Here is a 20,827-nt window from a genome sequence, read left to right on the forward strand (position 1 = left end):
AAAATATACCATTTTGGAAAAGTTGATGGAGGATCTGAAGAAACAGATCATTGAACAATTAAACCTGCAGGAAGTAACACCTGAAAGCATCAGTAACGATCAGCCCCTGTTCAAGGAAGGACTGGGCCTGGATTCTATTGATGCGCTGGAACTTATCGTATTGCTGCAGCAACATTACAACATCCGTATTGCCAACCCGGAACAGGGACCTGAAATATTCTATTCTATCCGTTCCATGGCAGAATTTATTACGGCTCAACAAACTGCGAAAGCATGAGTGAAAAAGTGTGGATAGCGGGCGGCGGCGTCATCTGCGGTATAGGTCTGAATCTGCGGGAATGCCTGCAGTCATTCCGGACTATGCAGCCGGGCATGACCACCATGCAATACCTGTCGTCCGTACATCGTAACACATTTCCGGTAGCGGAAGTGAAAGCAGATAACGACGCGCTGGCAGACATGGCACGTATGCCCGAAAACATCAGCCGTACTGCCTTACTGAGTCTCATCGCTGCCAGGGAAGCCTGGCAGTCGTCCGGCCTGCAGGATATCTCTGCCTACCGGGTGGGTTTTGTTTCAGGCAATACCGTTGGCGGTATGGATAAAACCGAAGACTTCTTTACGCAGTTCCTGCCGGATACGGCCAGGGGCGGACGTTTGCAGCAGGTGGTACATCACGAGTGCGGCAGCGTTACCGAACTGGTAGCCGATGCACTGGGAGTGCGCCATCATGTGTCTACCATCAGCACGGCATGCTCTTCGGGCGCCAATGCGCTGATGTATGGCGCCAGGCTTATCCGCAACAACATCGTGGATGTAGTCATTGCCGGCGGTACTGATGCGCTGACACGCTTTACCCTCAACGGTTTCAATACCCTCATGATCCTGGATCAGGCAGCCTGCCGCCCGTTCGATAATACCCGTACCGGGCTGAATCTCGGCGAAGGCGCAGGGTATGTGGTGCTGGTATCAGACAGCCTGGCGGCGCAGCTGCATCCCTGGTGCAGGCTCAGCGGCTTTGCCAATGCCAACGACGCCTATCATCAGACAGCCTCCTCGCCCGATGGCACCGGTAATTACCTGGCCATGAAAGGCGCGCTGGATATGAGCGGACTGCAACCGCAGCAGATTGGTTATATCAACCTGCACGGCACCGGTACCCAGAACAATGATGTTTCCGAAGGTATTGCCATCAACCGGCTCTTTGCGCCGCATTTCCCGGCCATGAGCTCCACAAAATCATTTACCGGTCATACGCTGGGCGCCAGCGGCGGTATTGAAGCGGTTTTCTCCGCCTTATCCGTGAAGGAAGGGATCATTTATCCCAATGCGCGCTTTGAGCACCAGATGAAAGAATTACCATTTGCGCCGGCAACAGCTTATTCCGAACATAATGACATACATCACGTGATGTCTAACTCATTCGGTTTCGGCGGTAACTGTTCCAGCCTGGTATTCTCCGGATATTAACAAAGAGCTTTAAAAAGATAAAACCTGATATGTCACCCATCTATATAAACGGCTCTGGTTGTATTTCTCCGCAGGAAACTGCGACAGGCGGGCTTTTGCTGGCCAGCCTGCGGGAATACGAACAGGTGCGGCTGGCTACCGTAGATCCTGACTACAAGCAATGGATCGATGTAAAGCAGATCCGCAGAATGAGCCGGGTAGTGAAAATGGGAGTAGGCGCAGCGAATCTCAGCCTCGAAGAAGCTGGTGTAGCCATGCCCGACGCCATTATCACCGGTACCGCTTACGGTTGCCTGGACGATACAGGCGTATTTCTCACCAAAATGGTGAACCAGCAGGAGGAAATGCTGACGCCCACTGCGTTTATACAATCCACGCACAATACTGTAGGCGGACAGATCTCGTTGCTGCTGGGATGCAACGCCTATAACAATACCTTCGTTCACCGCGGTTTCTCTTTTGAAAACAGCCTGCTCGATGCTATCATGATATTGAAGGAAGGCAGCGCAAAGCATGTGCTGGCAGGTGGTCTGGACGAAATTACCAACTACAGCCACGATATTTTAACCCGTTTCGGCCTCTATAAAAAAGCGCCGGTGAAAACCATGGAGCTGCTCAACAGCCCTACCCGCGGTACTATCGCCGGGGAAGGCGCCGCTTTTTTTACACTCAGTATGGAAAAAGGAGATCATGCCGCTGCGGCTGTCACCGGACTGAGCACGCTCTACAAGCCCATGTGGGAAGGAGAGGTGATTGGCCATATCGTTAAATTCCTGGAAGATAACGACTGTACTCCTGCAGATATAGACCTGCTGCTCACCGGCAGAAACGGAGATATAGATCAGGATGAAATGTATGAAGAAGTAGCTGCCGCGCTGTTCCCGGACCATGCGGAAGCCAGCTTCAAGCACCTGTGCGGCGAATATCCTACTGCCACTGCTTTCGGGCTGTGGATGGCCAACCGCATGATGGCTGAACAGGCAGTACCCGCTGCTGCTGCCTTCTACGGCAAAGCGCCGGAACGTCTCCGGAAAATATTATTGTATAACCATCATCAGGGTACCCACCATTCCCTGATTTTACTCACGGCATGCTGAATAACAGAACAGGAAATATCATCATCATCGGTAGCATAGCTATGTTGCTGGCCCTGATGCTCTCAGGTCTGTATGCAGTGCCGTGGTGGAGTTTTGCAGTGCCGGTATTACTGCTGCTGCCCTTTTATGTAAGAGGCGCGATGAACATCCGCTCCGACTTCTTCATAAAAACCATCTGCGCAGCAGATATCCGTGAAAAAATAGTAGCGCTTTCCTTTGATGACGGCCCGTCGGAACAATATACCTCCCGCGTGCTGGACATCCTGAAGGAGCAACAGGTGAAGGCGGCTTTCTTCTGTATAGGGAAAAATATAGAAGGAAATGTCCACTTACTCCAACGCATACACGCAGAAGGACATGTCATAGGTAACCATACCTATTCGCATCACTTCTGGTTTGATATGTACGGCAGCAAAAGCATGGGAGCAGATATGGAAAGGATGGATACGCTGACGATCAACGCTACCGGCCTGCAGCCGCGCCTGTTTCGTCCGCCGTACGGCGTCACCAATCCCAACCTGGCCCGCGCTATCAAAGCCAACAACTATCTGCCGGTAGGCTGGAGCATCCGCTCCATGGATACCGTGGCAAAAGATGAAAATACTTTATTGCAGAAGATCCTGGATCAGCTGCATCCCGGTGCGGTCATACTGCTGCATGATACCATGAAGATTACTTCCGATATACTGCCACAGCTCATTGCAGGCATCCGGGAAAAAGGATACCAACTGGAAAGAATGGATAAAATGTTAAATGTGCCAGCTTATGTTTAAATGGATCATATTATTTTCAGGTATGTTGCTGACGTTGCAGCTGCAGGCACAGTCAGGGTTTAAGCCGGTGGCTGACCTGGCTCCCGTAAAGCAGCAGTTTGCAAAGGCTGCACAGCAGACGCAAACCATCCAGTGCGATTTTGTCCAGGAGAAAAACCTGAGCATGTTATCCGATAAGATCACGTCCAAAGGGAAATTCTGGTTTAAGAAAGATAATAAAGTGCGGATGGAATACCTGCAGCCTTCCTACTATCTGCTGGTGATCAACGGAAAAGATATACGCATTAAAGATGCGCAGAAAGAAAGCAAAGTATCCGGAAAGAATAATAAACTGTTTGAACAGATCAACAGAATTACGGTTGACTGTGTGCGGGGTACGGTGCTGGATAATGCTGATTTTACGGTAAAAGCGGCTGAAAGCAGCCAGCAGTACCGGCTGGAGATGACACCTGTGAACAAGGTGATGAAAGAATATTTTAAAACTATTGTACTGCTCGTAGATAAACAGGATTATGGCGTGGCAAAAATCATTATGCAGGAGGCTTCCGGCGATGATACTTCCATCAGCTTTCTGCACAGGCAATTGAATATAAACATTCCGGATGCGGTATTTGTGGCTAAATAGCATACTGGCCGTGCTGCTGTTCGGCAGCTGCACGTCTGTATACAAAGGATTACGGCCGGTTTCCGGTGATGTAAACTGCATTCAGCAGTTCCGGCCACAGTTTGCCTCCACGCTGTACAGCACGCAGGTAAATGTGTTGCGGCATCATCTGAGCGGACTGCTGTTTTTTAAGCAGATGCCGGATAGCAGCCTGCGGGTAGTATTCGCCAATGAGATGGGTTTTAAATTCTTCGATTTTGAATTTGACCGGCAGGGAAACTTTACCAAACACTACCTGCTGCCGAAGATGGATAAAAAGGCAGTAGTGAAAACACTGCGCCAGGATTTTGCACTGGTACTGCTGCAGCAGCCCATGCAACAGGCGTACCTGGCTGCGGATAGCCATTACCGTTATGTAGTGATACCTACTGAAAAGGGAAATAACTACTATATAACGGATAGCGGTTGTACGAAGCTGGAACGTATTGAAAAATCATCCGTCCGCAAGCCTGTGGTAAAGGTATGGATGATGGATTACAAAGATGGCGTACCGGACAGTATCCGGATTGCGCATCAGAATTTTACATTTAATATCTCCATGAAACGTGTGGAGAAAAAATAATATCTTATGTTGAAAGGAAACTTCTATAACAGCGCCAATACTACACAGGATGCAGGACAGATCAGCGCCACCATTGCACTGAATGCTGCGCATCCCGTGTTCCAGGGGCATTTTCCGGATCAGCCCGTAGTACCCGGTGTATGTATGATGCAGATCATTACTGAAACACTGGAAGAAGCTGTACAGAAAAAAGTACAGCTGCAGAAAGCCAGCCAGATGAAATTCCTGAATATGATAGATCCGGTGAAACAGCCACAGGTAGATATTACTGTGAACTACAAGGAAGACGAAGGCGGCTTGAAAGTCAACGCCGTACTGAAGCACGAGGCGACCACATTCATGAAATTCCAGGGGATCTTTAAGTAAGTGACAACGAAAGGTACACATAACGAACATTTTGAACAGCACCGCGCGGCGGTGCTGATACCTACCTACAACAACGCCTCCACGCTGGAAGGCGTGCTGCAGGACGCTTTGTCCTACACCTCCCATGTGATTGTAGTGAACGACGGGGCTACTGATAGTACCCAGGATATTCTGGAGAAGTATCCCCAGCTGCAGCGCGTTTCGTATAACCCTAACCGTGGTAAGGGAATTGCGTTGCGCCGTGGCTTCCGGTACGCTATGGATCAGGGATATGACTATGTTATCACGATGGACGCAGATGGACAGCACTTCGCCACCGATCTGCCCGGAATGCTGCAGATGATCGGCACCCATCCGGAAACCCTGGTAATTGGCGCACGCAACCTGCAGGAAGAGAATATGCCCGGCAAAAATACTTTTGCCAACAAATTCTCCAACTTCTGGTTCTATGTAGAAACCGGCCTGAAAGGCCCGGATACACAATCGGGCTACCGCCTGTATCCGCTGCGCCGCATGGGTAACATGCGCTTCTGGTGTACAAAGTATGAATTTGAAATAGAGGTGCTGGTACGCAGCGCGTGGAAAGGCGTTAAAATAGAATGGACGCCGGTGAAAGTTTACTACCCGCCGGCAGAAGAGCGGGTATCGCACTTCCGGCCGTTCCGCGATTTTTCACGTATCAGTGTGCTGAACACTGTACTGGTACTCATCACCTTATTATATATCAAACCGCGCGATCTTCTCCTGTTCCTCCTGAAGAAAGAAAACTGGAAGAAGATGTGGCGGGAAGAAGTATTGAAATCCGGAGAATCCAATGCCAGAAAGGCGGCAGCCATCGGCTTCGGCGTTTTCATGGGTATTGTTCCCATCTGGGGGGCACAGCTGCTGGTAGCCATGGTGCTGTCCATCCGGCTGAAGCTCAATAAAGCCCTGGTATTTTTAGCTGCACACATCAGTACGCCGCCACTAACTCCTTTCATCCTGTTCGCCAGCTTCCTCACCGGGAAAATATGGATGGGACAATCAGCCAAAGACCTGGTATTTGCAGACGGGCTGACACCCGCCACTTTCCGGGATAACATCCTGCAATATATTCTTGGCAGCATAACATTAGCTATAACGGCAGGTGTGGCAGCATGGATGATAAGTTATGTATTACTGAGCATTTTTAGGAAGGAAAATAAATAAAGTAATTACGAATTACGAATTGCGAATTACGAATGAAGAGCGAAGATCAGCAGGAATATTAATACCTGATTCGCTTTGCTCTTCGCTCCTCATTCGTAATTCGCAATTCGTAATTCGTAATTAAATAATATGGGTAATTTTTTCATTGCGATTTACAATTTTTTCAACCGGCACAAAATACTGCTGTGGTCCGTTACCATAGTGTGTTTTGCGCTGATTACCCTTTTGGCTTCCCGCATACGGCTGGAAGAAGATATCACCAAAATACTGCCGCAGGATAAGAAGCTGGATAAACTGCAACAGGTGTTCCAGGATTCCAAGTTTGCTGATAAACTGGTAATTACCGTGTCGCAGAAAGATACTGCCGGTGAAGCCATACCGGATAGCCTTACCGCCTGTGCCGGAGAGCTGGTCAGCAGTGTGCAGGAGCGGCTGTCGCCCTATATCCGGCAGATACAGGGACAGGCTGGCGATAGCATGGTGATGGGCCTGATGCAGGTGATACAGCAGCACCTGCCGGTATTCCTGGAGCCGGAAGATTACAGTAAAATTGATAGCCTCCTCACTCCGCAACAGCTGCAGGCATCGCTGCAATACGATTACAATACCCTGATTTCCCCTGCGGGGCTGGTGCTGAAGAAGATGATCCAGGCCGATCCGGTAGGTATTTCCTGGATTGGGGTAAAGAAGCTGCAGCACCTGCAATACGACGATCAGTTTGAATTATACGATAACTATGTGATGACGAAAAACCATCGTCATCTGCTGATATTTATTACACCTGCCAATCCGCCGGGAGCCACCAAAGTAAATGCAGCCTTCCTGAAAGGACTGGACCAGGTGAAAGATAGCCTGTCAAAACGTTTTCCGGCAGCGGATATCAGCTACTTTGGCGCTACCGCCGTATCTGCGGGGAACGCTGTGCAGCTGCGGCAGGATACCTTTCTCACACAAGGTATTGCCGTATTACTGCTGGTGGTGCTGATAGCGTTGTTTTTCCGGAAGAAGCGTGCGCCGTTGCTGGTGATGCTGCCGGTAGTATTCGGCGGACTGTTCTCACTGGCATGCATATACGTTATCAAGGGGCATATTGCCGTGATGGCCCTGGGCGCCGGCGCAGTAGTGCTGGGCATCGCCGTTAATTACTCTTTACATGTTTTCAATCATTACCGGCATGCCTCGGATATACGTGAAGTAATCGGCGACCTGGCCACTCCCATGACGCTGGGCAGCTTCACTACCGTAGGCGGGTTCCTGTGCCTACAGTTTGTGCACTCGCCCATGCTGAAAGATGTAGGACTCTTCGCTGCCTGCAGCCTGATCGGCGCAGCGCTGTTCTCCCTGGTATTCCTGCCACACTGGATTGTGCTGGGTAAACAGCCCGCCGCACCTGTACATCACAACAACTGGCTGGATAAATTATCCGCCCTGCAACCGGAACGGAACAAATACCTGGTAGGCGCTATCCTGTTGCTGACGGTGGTTTTTTACTTCACGGCCAGGAATGTATCTTTTGAAAGCGATATGATGCGTATGAATTTTATGTCGCCCGAACTGAAGGCGGCAGAAACGCATCTCAATAAAATAAATTCCTACACCGCACAGTCCGTATACGTAGTATCCGAAGGCACAAACCTGGAAACGGCCCTGGAAAATGGCGAGCAGCTGATGCCCGCTATCAGGCAGCTACAGCAGCAAGGCGTTGTGAAAAAGTATGCCGGCGTACAGGCGTTACTGTTATCCCGCAAAGAGCAGCAGGCACGCATTGCCCGCTGGAATGCCTACTGGACGGAAACAAAGCGGCAGCAACTTATGCAGTGGCTGCGTACCAACGGAACAGCTGCTGGCTTCAGCGCTACCGCCTTTGATAATTTTGATAAGCTCCTGCACAAAGACTTTCAGCCTTTATCCGGCGAAACATTGCAGACACTGCGCCAGGGCACGCTGGGAGACTTTATCATAGAGAAAAACGGACGCACCTCCCTGGTAACCCTGCTGAAAGCAGATCCGGCCCAGAAAAAACAGTTGTATGCCGCACTGGAGCATTTACCCAACACCACCGTGCTGGATAAACAGTATGCTGCCAATAGACTGGTAGAAGTGATCCGGGAAGAATTCAACAGCATTGCCTGGATGACCTCACTGCTGGTATTTACCGCGCTGCTGATCTCGTACGGCCGCATAGAACTGGCGCTGATTACCTTTATCCCCATGGCGTTAAGCTGGGTGTGGATACTGGGCATAATGGGGCTTTTCGGTATTAAATTCAATATCGTTAATATCATCCTTTCCACCTTTATTTTTGGTCTGGGAGATGATTACAGCATCTTTATGATGGATGGACTGCTGCAGGAATACAAGACAGGTAAGAAGACATTATCTTCCTATAAATCCTCTATCTTTTTATCGGCCATCACCACCATACTCGGACTGGGCGTGCTGATATTCGCCAAACACCCTTCCCTGCAATCTATCGCGCTCATCTCTATCATCGGTATCGGCACCGTTGTATTGATTTCACAGGTGATGATTCCGGTATTGTTCAACTGGTTGATCACCAACCGCGTGAAAAAGGGGTATGCACCCTGGACCATGAAGGGCTGGGTATTATCCGTGTTTTCCTTCCTGTATTTTACAGTCGGATGTTTACTGTTAACCGCGATCGGTACCGTGTTAATACGTATCAATCCTTTCAATAAAGAGAAAGGAAAGCTGCTGTATCACCGGATTTTGTCTTCCTATACGCACAGCGTGCTGTATATCATGACTAATGTGAAGAAGCGGATTATTAACCCGGATAACGAGCAGCTGAAGAAACCGGCAGTCATCGTCAGCAACCACCAGTCTTTCCTGGATATACTGGTATCTACCATGCTGCATTCCAAAGTGATACTGCTCACTAACCAGTGGGTGTGGCGTTCGCCGGTGTTCGGGGCAGTGGTAAGGCTGGCAGATTATTACCCGGTAGCCGACGGAGCAGAAGGCGCTATAGAAAAGCTGCGTGACCGGGTAAAAGAAGGCTATTCCATTGTAGTATATCCCGAAGGTACCCGATCTCCTGACCCTGTCATCAAGCGTTTCCATAAAGGCGCCTTTTATATTGCAGAGCAGCTCGGACTGGATATACTGCCGGTTGTTATTCACGGTACCGCCTATACGATGACGAAAGGCGATTTCCTGCTGAAAGACGGGCTGGTGACCGTAAAATACCTGCCACGCATTACGCAGGAGGATAAAAGCTGGGGAGATAACTACAGCGCACGTACGAAAAGTATCAGCCGGTATTTCAAGCAGGAGTACGAATCGCTTACCCGGGAAACAGAGGTACCTGGCTATTTCCGTGAGCAGCTCAAATATAACTTTATCTACAAGGGGCCTGTGCTGGAATGGTATATGAAAATAAAAACCCGGCTGGAAGGCAATTATGAATTGTTCCATCAGCTGTTGCCGCTGCAGGGGCGTATACTGGATATCGGCTGTGGTTACGGGTTTATGGACTATGTGCTGAGCTATACTGCCCCCGGCAGAGAAATTACAGGTATAGACTATGATGAAGAGAAGATAGCCACCGCACAGCATTGCTATGCACGGCCCGGCAATCTGCAGTTCATACACGGTGATATAGCTGCCACACCATTTGAAAAATATGATGCCTTTATATTAAGCGATGTCCTGCATTATCTGCAACCGGATGAACAGGAAGCGCTGATCCGTCAGTGTATAGACAGGCTGACGCCCGATGGTGTGATTGTCATCCGGGATGGGGACAGCGATAAGGCCCGCCGTCATGAGGGCACCAGGTTTACCGAATTTTTATCGACCAGGGTAATAGGATTTAATAAGACGAAAGACAAGCAGTTATCGTTCTTTTCAGCTTCGCATGTACGAAGTCTGATCAGCAAATATGGCGCAGTAGCGGAAGAAATAGACAATACCCGGTACACATCCAACGTAATATTTGTTATCAAAAAACATCCCCAAAAAAACTATGCAACATGATGAGGTGATTATAATAGGCAGTGGCCTCGGAGGTTTGGTTTGTGGTGCTATCCTGAGCCGTAACGGATACCGGGTACGTATATACGAAAAAAACCGTCAGCCGGGAGGCTGCCTGCAAACCTTTTCCCGTGAGAAAGTAATATTTGATTCAGGTGTTCACTATATCGGCGGCCTTGCCCCGGGAGAGAACCTGTACAAGGTATTCAGCTATGCCGGCATACAGGACAAGCTCCGTTTACGCCGTATGGATACAGACGGATTTGACCATATTCATTTTAAAGAAGAAGAAAAAGTATACCGTATCGCGCAGGGCAGGGAAAACTTTATCAACATCCTGCTGAAGGACTTTCCCGGAGAGCGGAAAGCACTTACAGCGTATTGTGATATGATCAGCGAAGTATGCAGCAAGTTCCCGCTGTACAACCTGCGTACCGGCGACTATGAAGAGAAGCGCAGCGTGCTGCAGCTCAACGCCGCCGATTTCCTCAGCAGTATTACCAGCAACGACAGGCTGCAGCAGGTGCTGGCAGGTAACAACCTGCTATATGCAGGCGTAAAGGAAAAAACACCATTCTACGTACATGCGTTGGTGTTAAATAGTTACATGAACAGTTCCTGGAAGTGCGTGGACGGTGGCTCGCAGATCGCCAAGTGGCTGTGCCGCCGGATCACAGAAAACGGCGGTGAAGTAATCCGGCACACCGGTGTGAGAAGCATACAGGGTAACGGGGACCGCGTAGACCACATTGTGCTGGAAAACGGGCAGAAGGTATACGGGGATCACTTCATCTCCAACCTGCATCCGGCGCAGACTACCGCCATGACAGAAAGCGATCTGCTCCGGACGGCCTACCGCAACCGGATGCAGCAGCTGGAGAATTCTCCCGGTGCTTTCGTACTCAACGTAGCCTTGAAGCCCGGTACTTTTCCTTATCTCAACTACAATTATTACCACCATGCCGGCGACGATGCATGGGCCGGTATTAACTATTCGCCGGAGCAGTGGCCCGGAACATATGCTATATATGTGTCTGCCGGTTCCCGTAGCGAAACATATGCCGACAGCCTTTCCATCATGACGTATATGCGTTACGAAGAAATGGCGCCCTGGCAACACACCTTCAATACCACCAGCCGGGAAGCCAGCAGGGGAGAAGATTACGAAGCATTTAAAACAGAAAAGGCCGAAAGGCTGCTGGATAGCGTTGAGAAGCAGTTCCCCGGATTCAGGAATTGCGTACAGGCTTACTGCGTAGCCACACCGCTGTCGTACCGGGATTATATCGGCACCGGCGACGGCAGCATGTACGGAGTGCAGAAAGACAGTAATGATCCCCTGCGGACCATGGTTTCGGCACGTACCAAACTATCCAATTTGTATCTTACCGGGCAAAACCTGAACTTGCATGGAATTCTGGGGGTATCTATCAGTAGTGTGATTACCTCGGCAGAGCTGCTGGGAATGGAATTCCTGGTAGATGAAATTAATCAGTCAATACTCAAATAAAAGTGGAAAAAAAGAAACGAAGCGGGTGGCGTAAGTTCGGTCGCGTTTTACTTTACATCTTCGGCAGCATCCTGCTGCTATTTATTGCACTGGCTATATACCTGGTGTCCGTCAGCCGTATGACGCCGCCGGCAGTAACAGACCAGCAGGCCTTGTCATTGCAGCGCACGCAGCTGGACAGTAATGCCTACACGATAGGCAACAGCTGGTTCCGTAAAAGTAACAGCGGATTGTATGAGATGTATGTAGAAGGTGCGCCTTTTGAGCGGGGAGTCATCAACGGTAAATTGTCCGGGGAGCTGATCCGCCGCCAGGAAGATGTGTTTGTAGAACAGATTAAGAAGATGATTCCATCTACCTTCTATCTGCATTTCCTGAAATATTTCATCGGCTGGTTTAACAGGGATCTCAGCAATCATGTAGCGCCGGAATTTAAAGAAGAGATTTACGGAGAATCGTTTTCTGCCGCAGCAGGATATGATTATATCGGCAGTAATTACGAACGGCTGATGAACTACCATGCCGCCCATGATATAGGACATGCCCTGCAAGGTATGATGCTGGTAGGGTGTACCTCTTTCGCCACCTGGGACGATCATTCTGCAGACAGCAACCTGATTATCGGGAGGAACTTTGATTTTTATATGGGAGATAAGTTTGCCGAAGATAAAATGGTTGTCTTCTATCATCCCGACAAAGGCAATAACTTTATGTTTGTTACGTGGGGCGGCTTTACAGGGGTGGTTTCCGGGATGAATGACAAGGGACTTACCGTAACCATCAACGCAGCCAGAACAGATGTGCCTTCCGGCGCCGCCACGCCCGTATCGCTGGTAGCCAGGGAAATATTACAGTATGCAGGAAATATTCAGCAGGCGTGGGATATCGCGAAGAAACGGAAGATGTTCGTATCTGAATCCTTCCTGATAGGTTCCGCCGCAGATAACAAGGCGGTGGTGATAGAGAAAACGCCGCAGGGTATGGATATCTATGATCCCAGACAACATTTTATCACCTGCACCAACCATTTTCAGGGAGATACGCTGGGTAACCTGGCATCCAATAAATTACAGATCCGGGAAAGCGCTTCCGCCTACCGCTACCGCAGGCTCACAGAGCTGATGCAGGAAGGTGGGCCGAATACCGTTCAGAAAACAATTAATATCCTGCGCGACCGTAAAGGATTACATAATACAGATATCGGTATGGGTAATGAGAAAGCGGTGAACCAGTTTATAGCCCACCATGGTATTGTGTTTGAGCCGAAGAAAAAGATGGTATGGGTATCCGCCGCGCCGTGGCAGATGGGCCGTTTCATAGCCTACAACCTGGATAGTATTTTCAGTATGCATGGATTGCGAACCAATCATGAAGTGTATGACAGCGCGCAGAGCATAGCTGCAGATCCTTTTCTGCAGACAAAAGAGTTCACTGCTTTTCAGCAATACAGGCAGCTGAAAGAGCAGCTGCTGGAAGGAAAAATCATAGATGTGCAGGCGCTGATAGCAACAAATCCGCAGTATTATCATACCTATGTACTGGCAGGCGATTATCTTTTCAAACGAAAAGATTTTGCACAAGCAGCGAAATATTATGAGACAGCGCTGACCAAAGAAATTGCTACACAGGGAGAAGAGCAGCACATCCGCAGGCAGCTGGAAAAATGTAAACCGAAGCAATGATTATCGGAATTGGTACAGATATCGTCAATGTAGCGCGTATAGCGCAGAAGCTCAGCAAAAGTGCAGGCTTCCGGACGCTGGTGTTTACGCCACACGAAATTACCTATTGTGAGCAACAGGCAGCGCCCGCGGAAAGTTATGCCGCCCGCTTCGCCGCCAAGGAAGCCTTACTTAAAGCATTCGGCACTGGTTGGGGAAATGGTGGCGTGAACTTCAACGAAATAGAAATACGCAATGACGCCGCGGGAAAACCGGCGTTGTTCCTTATTGGCAATGCCACTGCCAGATACGCTTCCATGGGAATTACAAGAATATGGGTGTCCTTATCGCACGAAAAGGAGGCCGCCGTTGCCATGGTGATACTGGAGGGAAACGATTAATTATCAGAACAGACTTATTATGTACATACCGGATATAGAACTACAGTCGAACGATGCCATCAGGGCATTCCAGGAAAAAGAAGTGATGCGCCTGCTGGGTTATCTGCGGGAGTTTTCGCCATTCTACAAGGCATGGTTTAAGCGGCATGATATTCAGGCCGACAAGGTACGTTCGCTGGAGGCATTCTCACAGATTCCGCCGGTAACAAAGGAAGATCTGCAGGAGCATAACTGGGAGTTTCTTTGTGTAGATAAAAGTAAGATAGCAGAATATACCACTACCTCCGGTACGCTGGGACGGCCGGTGATTATAGCATTGACAGAAAAGGACCTGCAGCGGCTCAGTTATAATGAGTATATCTCTTTCTGCTGCGCAGACGGTACCGGCAGCGATATTTACCAGCTGATGCTGACACTTGACCGGCAGTTTATGGCGGGTATGGCGTATTACAACGGTATCCGCAGGCTGGGAGCGGGGGTGCTGCGCGTAGGGCCGGGAGTGCCCAGTATGCAATGGGAAAACATTCAGCGGATTAAGCCCACCACTATTGTGGGGGTGCCTTCGTTTATTGTAAAGCTCATTGCCTATGCGAAAGAGCATCATATAGATATCAATGCCACCTCTGTAAAGAAGGCGGTATGTATCGGGGAAAATATACGTAACACGGATTTTTCGCTGAATGTACTCGGCAAGAAAATTACAGAGCAGTGGAATATTCAGTTGTATTCCACGTATGCGTCAACGGAGATGCAGACGGCTTTTACAGAGTGTAAAGCCGGACGGGGAGGGCATCATCATCCGGAGCTGCTGTATGTGGAGTTGCTGGATGATAATAATCAGCCGGTGGCGCCGGGAGAAGAGGGCGAGGTAACTATTACCACGCTGGGAGTGGAAGGTATGCCGTTGTTGCGTTACAAGACCGGAGATATTTGTCAGTATCACGAAGACATCTGCAGCTGCGGCCGTCATACCCTGCGATTATCGCCGGTAATCGGCCGCAGGAAGCAGATGATTAAATATAAGGGCACCACGCTTTATCCGCCTGCGCTTTTTGATTTGCTGAATGATATGGAAGCGGTTAAAGAGTTTGTGGTAGAGGTGTATTCCAATGAACTGGGAACAGATGAAATACTGCTGCATCTGTGGCCGGTGGAGGAGTCCGAGGAAATGGACCGTAAGATCAAGTCTTACCTGCAGGCCAAGTTGCGGGTCATACCACAGGTGCGGTATTGCGGGCAGCCGGAAATTATGCGTATGCAGTTCCCGGAAAACAGCCGTAAACCGGTGAAGTTTGTGGATAACAGGAGTTAATTATCGCTGACACTGTAAGTGCGCAAAATTTCCTCCTGTTGCCTGGTATCTTCACGAGGTTTGAAAAATCCCTTGATACATTCTGTATTACGTATACAAATCTGTACATGGGTTTTGTCATAGAAGCTGGAACCCTTTATAACAGGCTCTCCTTCCATAAAAGCAGCTCTGGCAGAATCGAATGTTCTGATGTTGGAAAAAGTGTAGTGCGCTATTTGTGCTTTCTGTTGAATGTCAAGCATTTTGTGCATGTATTCAATCAACGAATAATCAAACTTTCGCAATACTTTATCATTGCCTGGCATTCCTTCCGGATTTTTATTTTGAGCAATCGGAATTTTCGCGTTTATATTTTCAGAGGCAAACATTTTGCAATATGTCGCAAACATGGTAATAAATCTGGAATCCATTAAGTCCAGGCAGTGTTGGAGGTTTAGCACTGCTCCGATTACACAAGGCTCCTTAATAAGTCCTCTTTTTTGTTTTTCCTGGGCCCACATCAATGCACGTTTAGGGTCGTTTTCCCAGAAGTAAACGCCATTGCCCAGCCAATTATATGGTTTTCGACTTAGCCTGACGTTATCAGGATTTAGTAGTAAAGCTTGAAATGTTTGCAGGTCACATCCGTGGTAACCTACTACCAGATTTGATTTAAAGCTACTTATCATGGGATAACATTGTTGTTTTAATATGAAGGGATAACATTGATAACAGTGTTGTTACTGTTATCTAAATATTCAGTTTAGGAATTCTCAAATCCTCGAATTCGGGTGTCAACTTGCCTTGCGCATCGAGGATGCCCAGTTCCCTGAATATCTGAATGGATTCTTCCGGAGTTCTCGGACTGTTTTTAATCTTTTCAGTTACCTGCATTAATACTTTGAAATCTTCGTTTGTCATGGTAATTGGTTTTTGTAATAGTGGATAATTGAATGGCTCGCGACAAATTATGTTCCCCTGCTCCGGCGGCTTCCACCGTTTCTCTTCCATCATGGTCATCACTATGTTGCATGATCTTACTTTCATCGCTTTAGCATTTTAAGAGTAATAAAAATCCCTATCCATGGCGGCATGGACGCTTAAAAAAGGTTAACAGTAAAATGCGATTGATTCAGCTAAAGACAAGAAAGCAGCCACAGCTGCCGGTTTTCCTGATGATGGTGTCAGCCTGATCTCTCAGGCCCTTTCAATTTCTTATTGGTTATTTACTGACGTAAAATTACAGCATTACTTTATTGTACCATCATTTTATAACTTATATTTATTTTCATAAATTATTTTTATAAAATATATGGTATAATGAAAATCAATTTGTTGTGAAGTTTTTCTTTTTGAGAAAGTTTGTATCAATCTGTAAGCATCACGATGGTTAAAAGTGCAGCAACGCATCAGATTTCGGGTTATCCAGCTTCACACTTTTACGCACTCCCCCCACAATTATATGCATCATATTAATCTGTGACGGGTGTTGTGTATATAACAGGTCATTCTTTACCGCCACCTGCCGCGGAGCCGCTATATGCTCCGCCTCCAGGAAACTCCAGACAGCGTCTTCCTCAATTTTATATCCCAGGAAATGCAGCGCCACCGGCTTCCCGTCCAGCGTAAGCTGCAGGTGCTTCGACAGGTAATCAGCTATAAACCCCTCTACCTGCGCACGGTTGGCCGGCCGGGTGATATCAAATGTTGTCTTGTACTGCGCCTTCAGCGTATTTTCCAGGTCGTCCGTGAAAATACGGCAGCTCACTTCCAGCTCCCGCTTCGCCGCATTATGCGTCACCTCTGTAACACTCACGTAAAATGGGTGCAATGCCGCCATCCACAAGGTTATCCACCATTTACATAATAATAAACCCACTAGACTATTTTTTTTGGGAAAATTAATTTTTACTTTTTATAATTACCAAATTTAGTTAATTAAGGGGCAATGGAACTGATGTATTTCGAGCTGGGCTGGCAACATATATTGAACTGGGAAGGTTATGATCATATTCTCTTTGTAATTGCCCTGAGCGCTATTTACCTGTTACGCGAATGGAAAAAAGTACTGGTACTGGTCACCGCCTTTACCATCGGGCATTCTGTCACACTGGCACTGAGCGTACTGCATATTGTGAAGATACCGGCAGCGCTGATCGAATTCCTCATACCTGTGACCATCTGTATCACCGCGCTGTCCAACATACTGCGGAGAGACAGAGAACCGCAGAACCTGCAGCTGAACTATGGCTATGCCCTCTTTTTCGGACTCATTCACGGGCTGGGATTCTCCAACTACCTGAAAAGTTTACTCGGCAGCCAGGCAAATATTGTGAAGCCGCTGCTGGGATTTAACCTGGGCCTGGAATTCGGACAGATTATTATTGTGGCTGCAGTGATGCTCATCTCCGGCCTCATCGTGCAGATCGGCCACGTAAAACGCCGCGACTGGAATATGTTTCTCTCTTCTGCCGTATTCGGTATCGCTTTCTTAATGGTGATAGAAGGCATCAGAGGGATGATTATATAAATCTAAATCGTTTATGAGAAAAAGTATTTACCTCCTGGGAATGCTTTGCTGCAGCGTAACAGCGCTGTACGCGCAAAACCCGGGCTCCAACCATGGTAACCGTTTTGAACAGCTGGGTACTATGCTGCAGACGCCCAACATGTATCGCTCGGCATCCGGAGCACCCGGCCCGAAATACTGGCAGCAGCGTGCTGACTATGATATCGCCGCAGAACTCGACGATGCAAAGCAAAAACTTACCGGCGCGGAAACAATTACCTATTATAACAATTCTCCCGATCCGCTTACCTACCTCTGGCTGCAGCTGGATGAAAATGAGCATGATCCGAAAAGCGATAACCGCAGCTTCGACGGCAGCCGGATGTCTGATAAAATGACCCTGCAGGAAATCAATAAAATCCTCCCGCCAACCGGCGACCTGGGTGTGAAAATTGTGAAAGTGACAGACGCTGACGGAAAATCACTGCCCTACACCATCAACCAGACCATGATGCGCATAGATCTGCCTGCCACTCTCATGCCGGGCGAGAAATACCGCTTTAAGGTGGAATGGTGGTATAACCTGTCTAACCGCATGGAAACAGGCGGCCGCGGCGGATATGAGTATTTCCCGGAAGATAAGAACTACCTGTATACGATCACTCAGTGGTATCCCAGGCTGGCGGTATATTCCGATTTCCAGGGATGGCAGAACAAGCAATTCACCGGCCGGGGCGAATTTGCCCTCACCTTCGGCAACTACCGGGTAAGCATGAACGTACCTGCCGATCACATCGTTGGCGCTACCGGCGAATGCCAGAACTATAAGGATGTGCTGACGCCCGCACAATACCAGCGCTGGCAGCAGGCACAAAGCAGCAAGGAGCCGGTAGAAGTGGTGACGCTGGACGAAGCAAAGAAAGCGCTGAAAAACAATGCAGCTGCCCGTAAAACATGGGTGTATGAAGCGCAGAACGTGCGCGACTTCGCCCTGGTGTCTTCCCGCAGACTGGTATGGGATGCCATGGCTACGCCGGTGGAAGGCAACAAGGTAATGGCGATGTCGTACTACGGTCCGGAAGCCTATCCGCTCTATCGCCGCTATTCTACCAAGGTGGTAGCACATACGCTGCAATCCTATTCAAAGCATACCATCCCTTATCCATACCCGGTGGCTATCTCCGTAGAAGCAGCCAATGGCATGGAATATCCGATGATCTGCTTTAACTACGGCCGCGCAGATAAAGACGGTACCTACTCCGAATCTACCAAAAACGGTATGATCGGCGTCATCATCCATGAAGTAGGACACAACTTCTTCCCGATGATCGTCAACTCCGATGAACGCCAGTGGTCATGGATGGACGAAGGCCTCAATACCTTCTGCCAGTTTATGGCGGAAATGGAATGGGACAGCAACTTCCCGGCGGGCCGTGGCCCGGCCCACAAGATTGTGGATTACATGAAAATGCCGAAAGATCAGCTGGAACCTATTATGGTCAACTCGGAAAATATTATCCAGTTCGGACCTAACGCCTATGCAAAACCCGCTACTGCCCTGAATATTCTCCGGGAAACCGTGATGGGCCGCGAGCTGTTTGACTTCGCTTTCCGTGAGTATGCACGCCGCTGGGCTTTCAAACATCCTACACCGGCAGACTTCTTCCGTACCATGGAAGATGCTTCCGCTGTAGACCTGGACTGGTTCTGGCGTGGCTGGTTCTTCACCATTGAGCCGGTAGACATCTCCCTGGACACGGTGAAATGGTATACCATGAATGGTAAGAACCCCGCAGAAAATAACAAAGCCGCCAAAACGGATTACGATAAAAATATCGATCATGTGGCCCGTCAGCGTAATATCGCTGCCGGTACTAAATTCGCGGTTGATCAGGATACAAGTCTGCAGGACTTCTACAGCAAATGGAACCGTTTCGGTGTCACCGCAGAAGATAAGGCAGCCTACGATCAGTTCTACCGCAATCTGTCTCCGGAAGAAAAAAGATTGTACGACAGTAAAAAGAATTTCTATGAACTGACATTCTCCAATAAAGGCGGCCTGGTGATGCCGCTGATTGTTGAGTGGACATTTGCTGACGGAACAAAGGAAACAGACCGTATTTCCGCATATATCTGGCGTAAGAATGAAAACCAGGTGACGAAAGTATTTGCGAAAGATAAACAGGTGGTTGCCATTCAGCTGGACCCACTCCGCGAAACAGCCGATATTGACGAAAGCAATAACAGCTGGCCACGGGCAGCAGCGCCTTCCCGTTTTGAGCTGTTCAAAAACAGCAGCGGTCCGCGTGGCGCTTCCAGCGGTGATAATCCGATGAAGAAAGCAAAAAGATAAACCATGAAAAAACTGGTACTTTTTTTTCTCCTGGCAGGCAGCCTCGCTACGGCGAAGGCAGCAGATGCGGATACCATCAGCATTCCCAGTGCTGCCATGGGCCGCAGTTACAGGTGTGTGATCATTACGCCGGCGTCTTACAAAAGCGGTACGCAGCGTTATCCGGTGATCTACCTGCTGCACGGCCATGGTGGCAATTACGCCAACTGGATAACGAAAGTGCCTTCCCTGCGGGAGCTGGCAGATGCCTATCAGCTGATGATCGTATGCCCTGACGGCGCTACCGGCAGCTGGTATCTGGACAGTCCCGTGGATAGCTCCATGCGTTTTGAAACCTACGTGGGAAAAGAAGTACCGGCATATATAGATCAGCATTACCAGACTTTGCCGGAGCCGCGGTACCGCGCCATTACCGGCCTGAGTATGGGCGGGCACGGCGCCCTGTTCCTGGCAGTACGCCATCCGGAAACGTTCGGCGCTGCCGGCAGTATCAGCGGTGGCGTGGATTTCAGAATGTTCCCTAAAAGCTGGGACCTGATAAGGCGCCTGGGAGAACCCGGAAAAAATGGCACTAACTGGACCGGCTATACGGTAATAGGGCAGGCAGAACGGTTTACTTCACGGAACATGCCATTGATAATTGATTGCGGCGTGAAGGACTTCTTCATTGATGTGAACCGCGCCCTGCACCAGAAACTGCTGGAGCTGGGTGTGCCGCACGACTATACAGAACGCCCGGGAGAGCATAACTGGACTTACTGGAGTAATTCGATACAGTACCAGTGCCTGTTTTTCCATCGTTTCTTTGAGCAGTAAATTTTAACAGCAGATATAAACAGAAAGGCGTTCCGGGACCGGAACGCCTTTTTTGCTTGCTAATATGTCCTGTTGATCTATATTAAAAAAAATCGTTGTTATTGTCTTAAAAAATTGGCCTTTAGTAAGATTACAAATGGCCGTCTCATTCTCATGTGACCTTAGTTGAA

General features: G+C 48.8%; 19 protein-coding genes. 16 read left to right on the plus strand and 3 right to left on the minus strand.

Translation table 11 applies throughout. From position 1 onward, the window contains the following. Positions 1–13: 13 nt before the first annotated feature. The 13 genes from GWG06_RS12985 to flxY all read left to right on the plus strand — a co-directional run bounded on the left by GWG06_RS12985 (position 14) and on the right by flxY (position 15,000). Positions 14–277, plus strand: coding sequence for a phosphopantetheine-binding protein (locus tag GWG06_RS12985; protein ID WP_127043612.1), 264 nt, complete (start codon positions 14–16; stop codon positions 275–277). Further along, complete coding sequence (locus GWG06_RS12990; protein ID WP_160713690.1) at positions 274–1,470, plus strand: beta-ketoacyl-[acyl-carrier-protein] synthase family protein; 1,197 nt, start codon at positions 274–276, stop codon at positions 1,468–1,470. The genes GWG06_RS12985 and GWG06_RS12990 overlap by 4 nt, the downstream gene beginning before the upstream one ends. Positions 1,471–1,499: 29 nt before the next feature. Then, on the plus strand, positions 1,500–2,567 hold the full coding sequence (locus GWG06_RS12995) for a beta-ketoacyl synthase chain length factor (RefSeq protein ID WP_160713692.1): 1,068 nt from the start codon (positions 1,500–1,502) through the stop codon (positions 2,565–2,567). Further along, positions 2,561–3,340, plus strand: coding sequence for a polysaccharide deacetylase family protein (locus GWG06_RS13000; RefSeq protein WP_160713694.1), 780 nt, complete (start codon positions 2,561–2,563; stop codon positions 3,338–3,340). Before GWG06_RS12995 ends, GWG06_RS13000 begins: the two co-directional genes overlap by 7 nt. Then, positions 3,333–3,965, plus strand: a complete 633-nt coding sequence (lolA2, locus tag GWG06_RS13005) for a flexirubin biosynthesis/transport protein LolA2 (protein ID WP_127043608.1) — start codon at positions 3,333–3,335, stop codon at positions 3,963–3,965. Before GWG06_RS13000 ends, lolA2 begins: the two co-directional genes overlap by 8 nt. After that, positions 3,943–4,566 carry a flexirubin biosynthesis protein LolB2 gene (gene lolB2 / locus GWG06_RS13010; RefSeq protein ID WP_160713696.1) on the plus strand — a complete coding sequence of 208 codons (624 nt, stop codon included), beginning with the start codon at positions 3,943–3,945 and terminating at the stop codon, positions 4,564–4,566. Before lolA2 ends, lolB2 begins: the two co-directional genes overlap by 23 nt. A 6-nt stretch (positions 4,567–4,572) precedes the next feature. Beyond that, positions 4,573–4,932 (plus strand): ApeI family dehydratase, encoded by a 360-nt coding sequence (locus GWG06_RS13015; protein ID WP_160713698.1) that lies wholly within the window; start codon positions 4,573–4,575, stop codon positions 4,930–4,932. Further along, a complete protein-coding gene (locus GWG06_RS13020) occupies positions 4,933–6,120 on the plus strand; it encodes a DUF2062 domain-containing protein (protein WP_235938313.1) in 1,188 nt (395 codons plus the stop codon). A gap of 129 nt (positions 6,121–6,249) precedes the next feature. Continuing rightward, positions 6,250–10,119, plus strand: coding sequence for a trifunctional MMPL family transporter/lysophospholipid acyltransferase/class I SAM-dependent methyltransferase (locus GWG06_RS13025; protein ID WP_160713700.1), 3,870 nt, complete (start codon positions 6,250–6,252; stop codon positions 10,117–10,119). Beyond that, complete coding sequence (locus tag GWG06_RS13030; protein WP_160713702.1) at positions 10,109–11,626, plus strand: phytoene desaturase family protein; 1,518 nt, start codon at positions 10,109–10,111, stop codon at positions 11,624–11,626. The genes GWG06_RS13025 and GWG06_RS13030 overlap by 11 nt, the downstream gene beginning before the upstream one ends. Positions 11,627–11,628: 2 nt before the next feature. Next, positions 11,629–13,308, plus strand: coding sequence for a C45 family peptidase (locus GWG06_RS13035; protein WP_202183010.1), 1,680 nt, complete (start codon positions 11,629–11,631; stop codon positions 13,306–13,308). Continuing rightward, positions 13,305–13,688: a holo-ACP synthase gene (locus tag GWG06_RS13040; RefSeq protein WP_160713704.1), complete on the plus strand. Its 384-nt coding sequence runs from the start codon at positions 13,305–13,307 to the stop codon at positions 13,686–13,688. The genes GWG06_RS13035 and GWG06_RS13040 overlap by 4 nt, the downstream gene beginning before the upstream one ends. Before the next feature lie 19 nt (positions 13,689–13,707). Beyond that, the gene (flxY, locus tag GWG06_RS13045; RefSeq protein WP_160713706.1) at positions 13,708–15,000 is read left to right on the plus strand and encodes a flexirubin biosynthesis putative acyl-CoA ligase FlxY; all 1,293 of its coding nucleotides are present in this window, start codon (positions 13,708–13,710) and stop codon (positions 14,998–15,000) included. On the opposite strand, the gene GWG06_RS13050 is transcribed toward flxY, so the two are convergent. The 3 genes from GWG06_RS13050 to GWG06_RS13060 form a co-directional block, all read right to left on the minus strand. Further along, entirely contained in the window at positions 14,997–15,668 is a 672-nt protein-coding gene (locus tag GWG06_RS13050) for a hypothetical protein (protein WP_160713708.1), read from the minus strand. The two genes, flxY and GWG06_RS13050, sit on opposite strands and share 4 nt — an antisense overlap. 61 nt (positions 15,669–15,729) lie before the next feature. Beyond that, a complete protein-coding gene (locus GWG06_RS13055; RefSeq protein WP_160713710.1) occupies positions 15,730–15,900 on the minus strand; it encodes a hypothetical protein in 171 nt (56 codons plus the stop codon). Positions 15,901–16,369: 469 nt separating this feature from the next. After that, positions 16,370–16,858, minus strand: a complete 489-nt coding sequence (locus GWG06_RS13060) for a DUF6702 family protein (protein WP_160713712.1) — start codon at positions 16,856–16,858, stop codon at positions 16,370–16,372. Between the two features lie 69 nt (positions 16,859–16,927). Here GWG06_RS13060 and GWG06_RS13065 point away from each other — a divergent pair, with 69 nt between their 5' ends. From GWG06_RS13065 to GWG06_RS13075, 3 genes are read left to right on the plus strand one after another with little or no spacing between them, the layout of a single operon-like run. Next, positions 16,928–17,509: a HupE/UreJ family protein gene (locus GWG06_RS13065; RefSeq protein WP_127037813.1), complete on the plus strand. Its 582-nt coding sequence runs from the start codon at positions 16,928–16,930 to the stop codon at positions 17,507–17,509. Positions 17,510–17,522: 13 nt separating this feature from the next. After that, entirely contained in the window at positions 17,523–19,841 is a 2,319-nt protein-coding gene (locus GWG06_RS13070; RefSeq protein ID WP_160713714.1) for a M1 family metallopeptidase, read from the plus strand. A 3-nt stretch (positions 19,842–19,844) separates the two neighbouring features. Further along, positions 19,845–20,657: an alpha/beta hydrolase gene (locus GWG06_RS13075; protein WP_127037809.1), complete on the plus strand. Its 813-nt coding sequence runs from the start codon at positions 19,845–19,847 to the stop codon at positions 20,655–20,657. Positions 20,658–20,827 lie beyond the last annotated feature (170 nt).

The organism is Chitinophaga solisilvae, assembly GCF_009928525.1.
Classification (GTDB): domain Bacteria; phylum Bacteroidota; class Bacteroidia; order Chitinophagales; family Chitinophagaceae; genus Chitinophaga; species Chitinophaga solisilvae.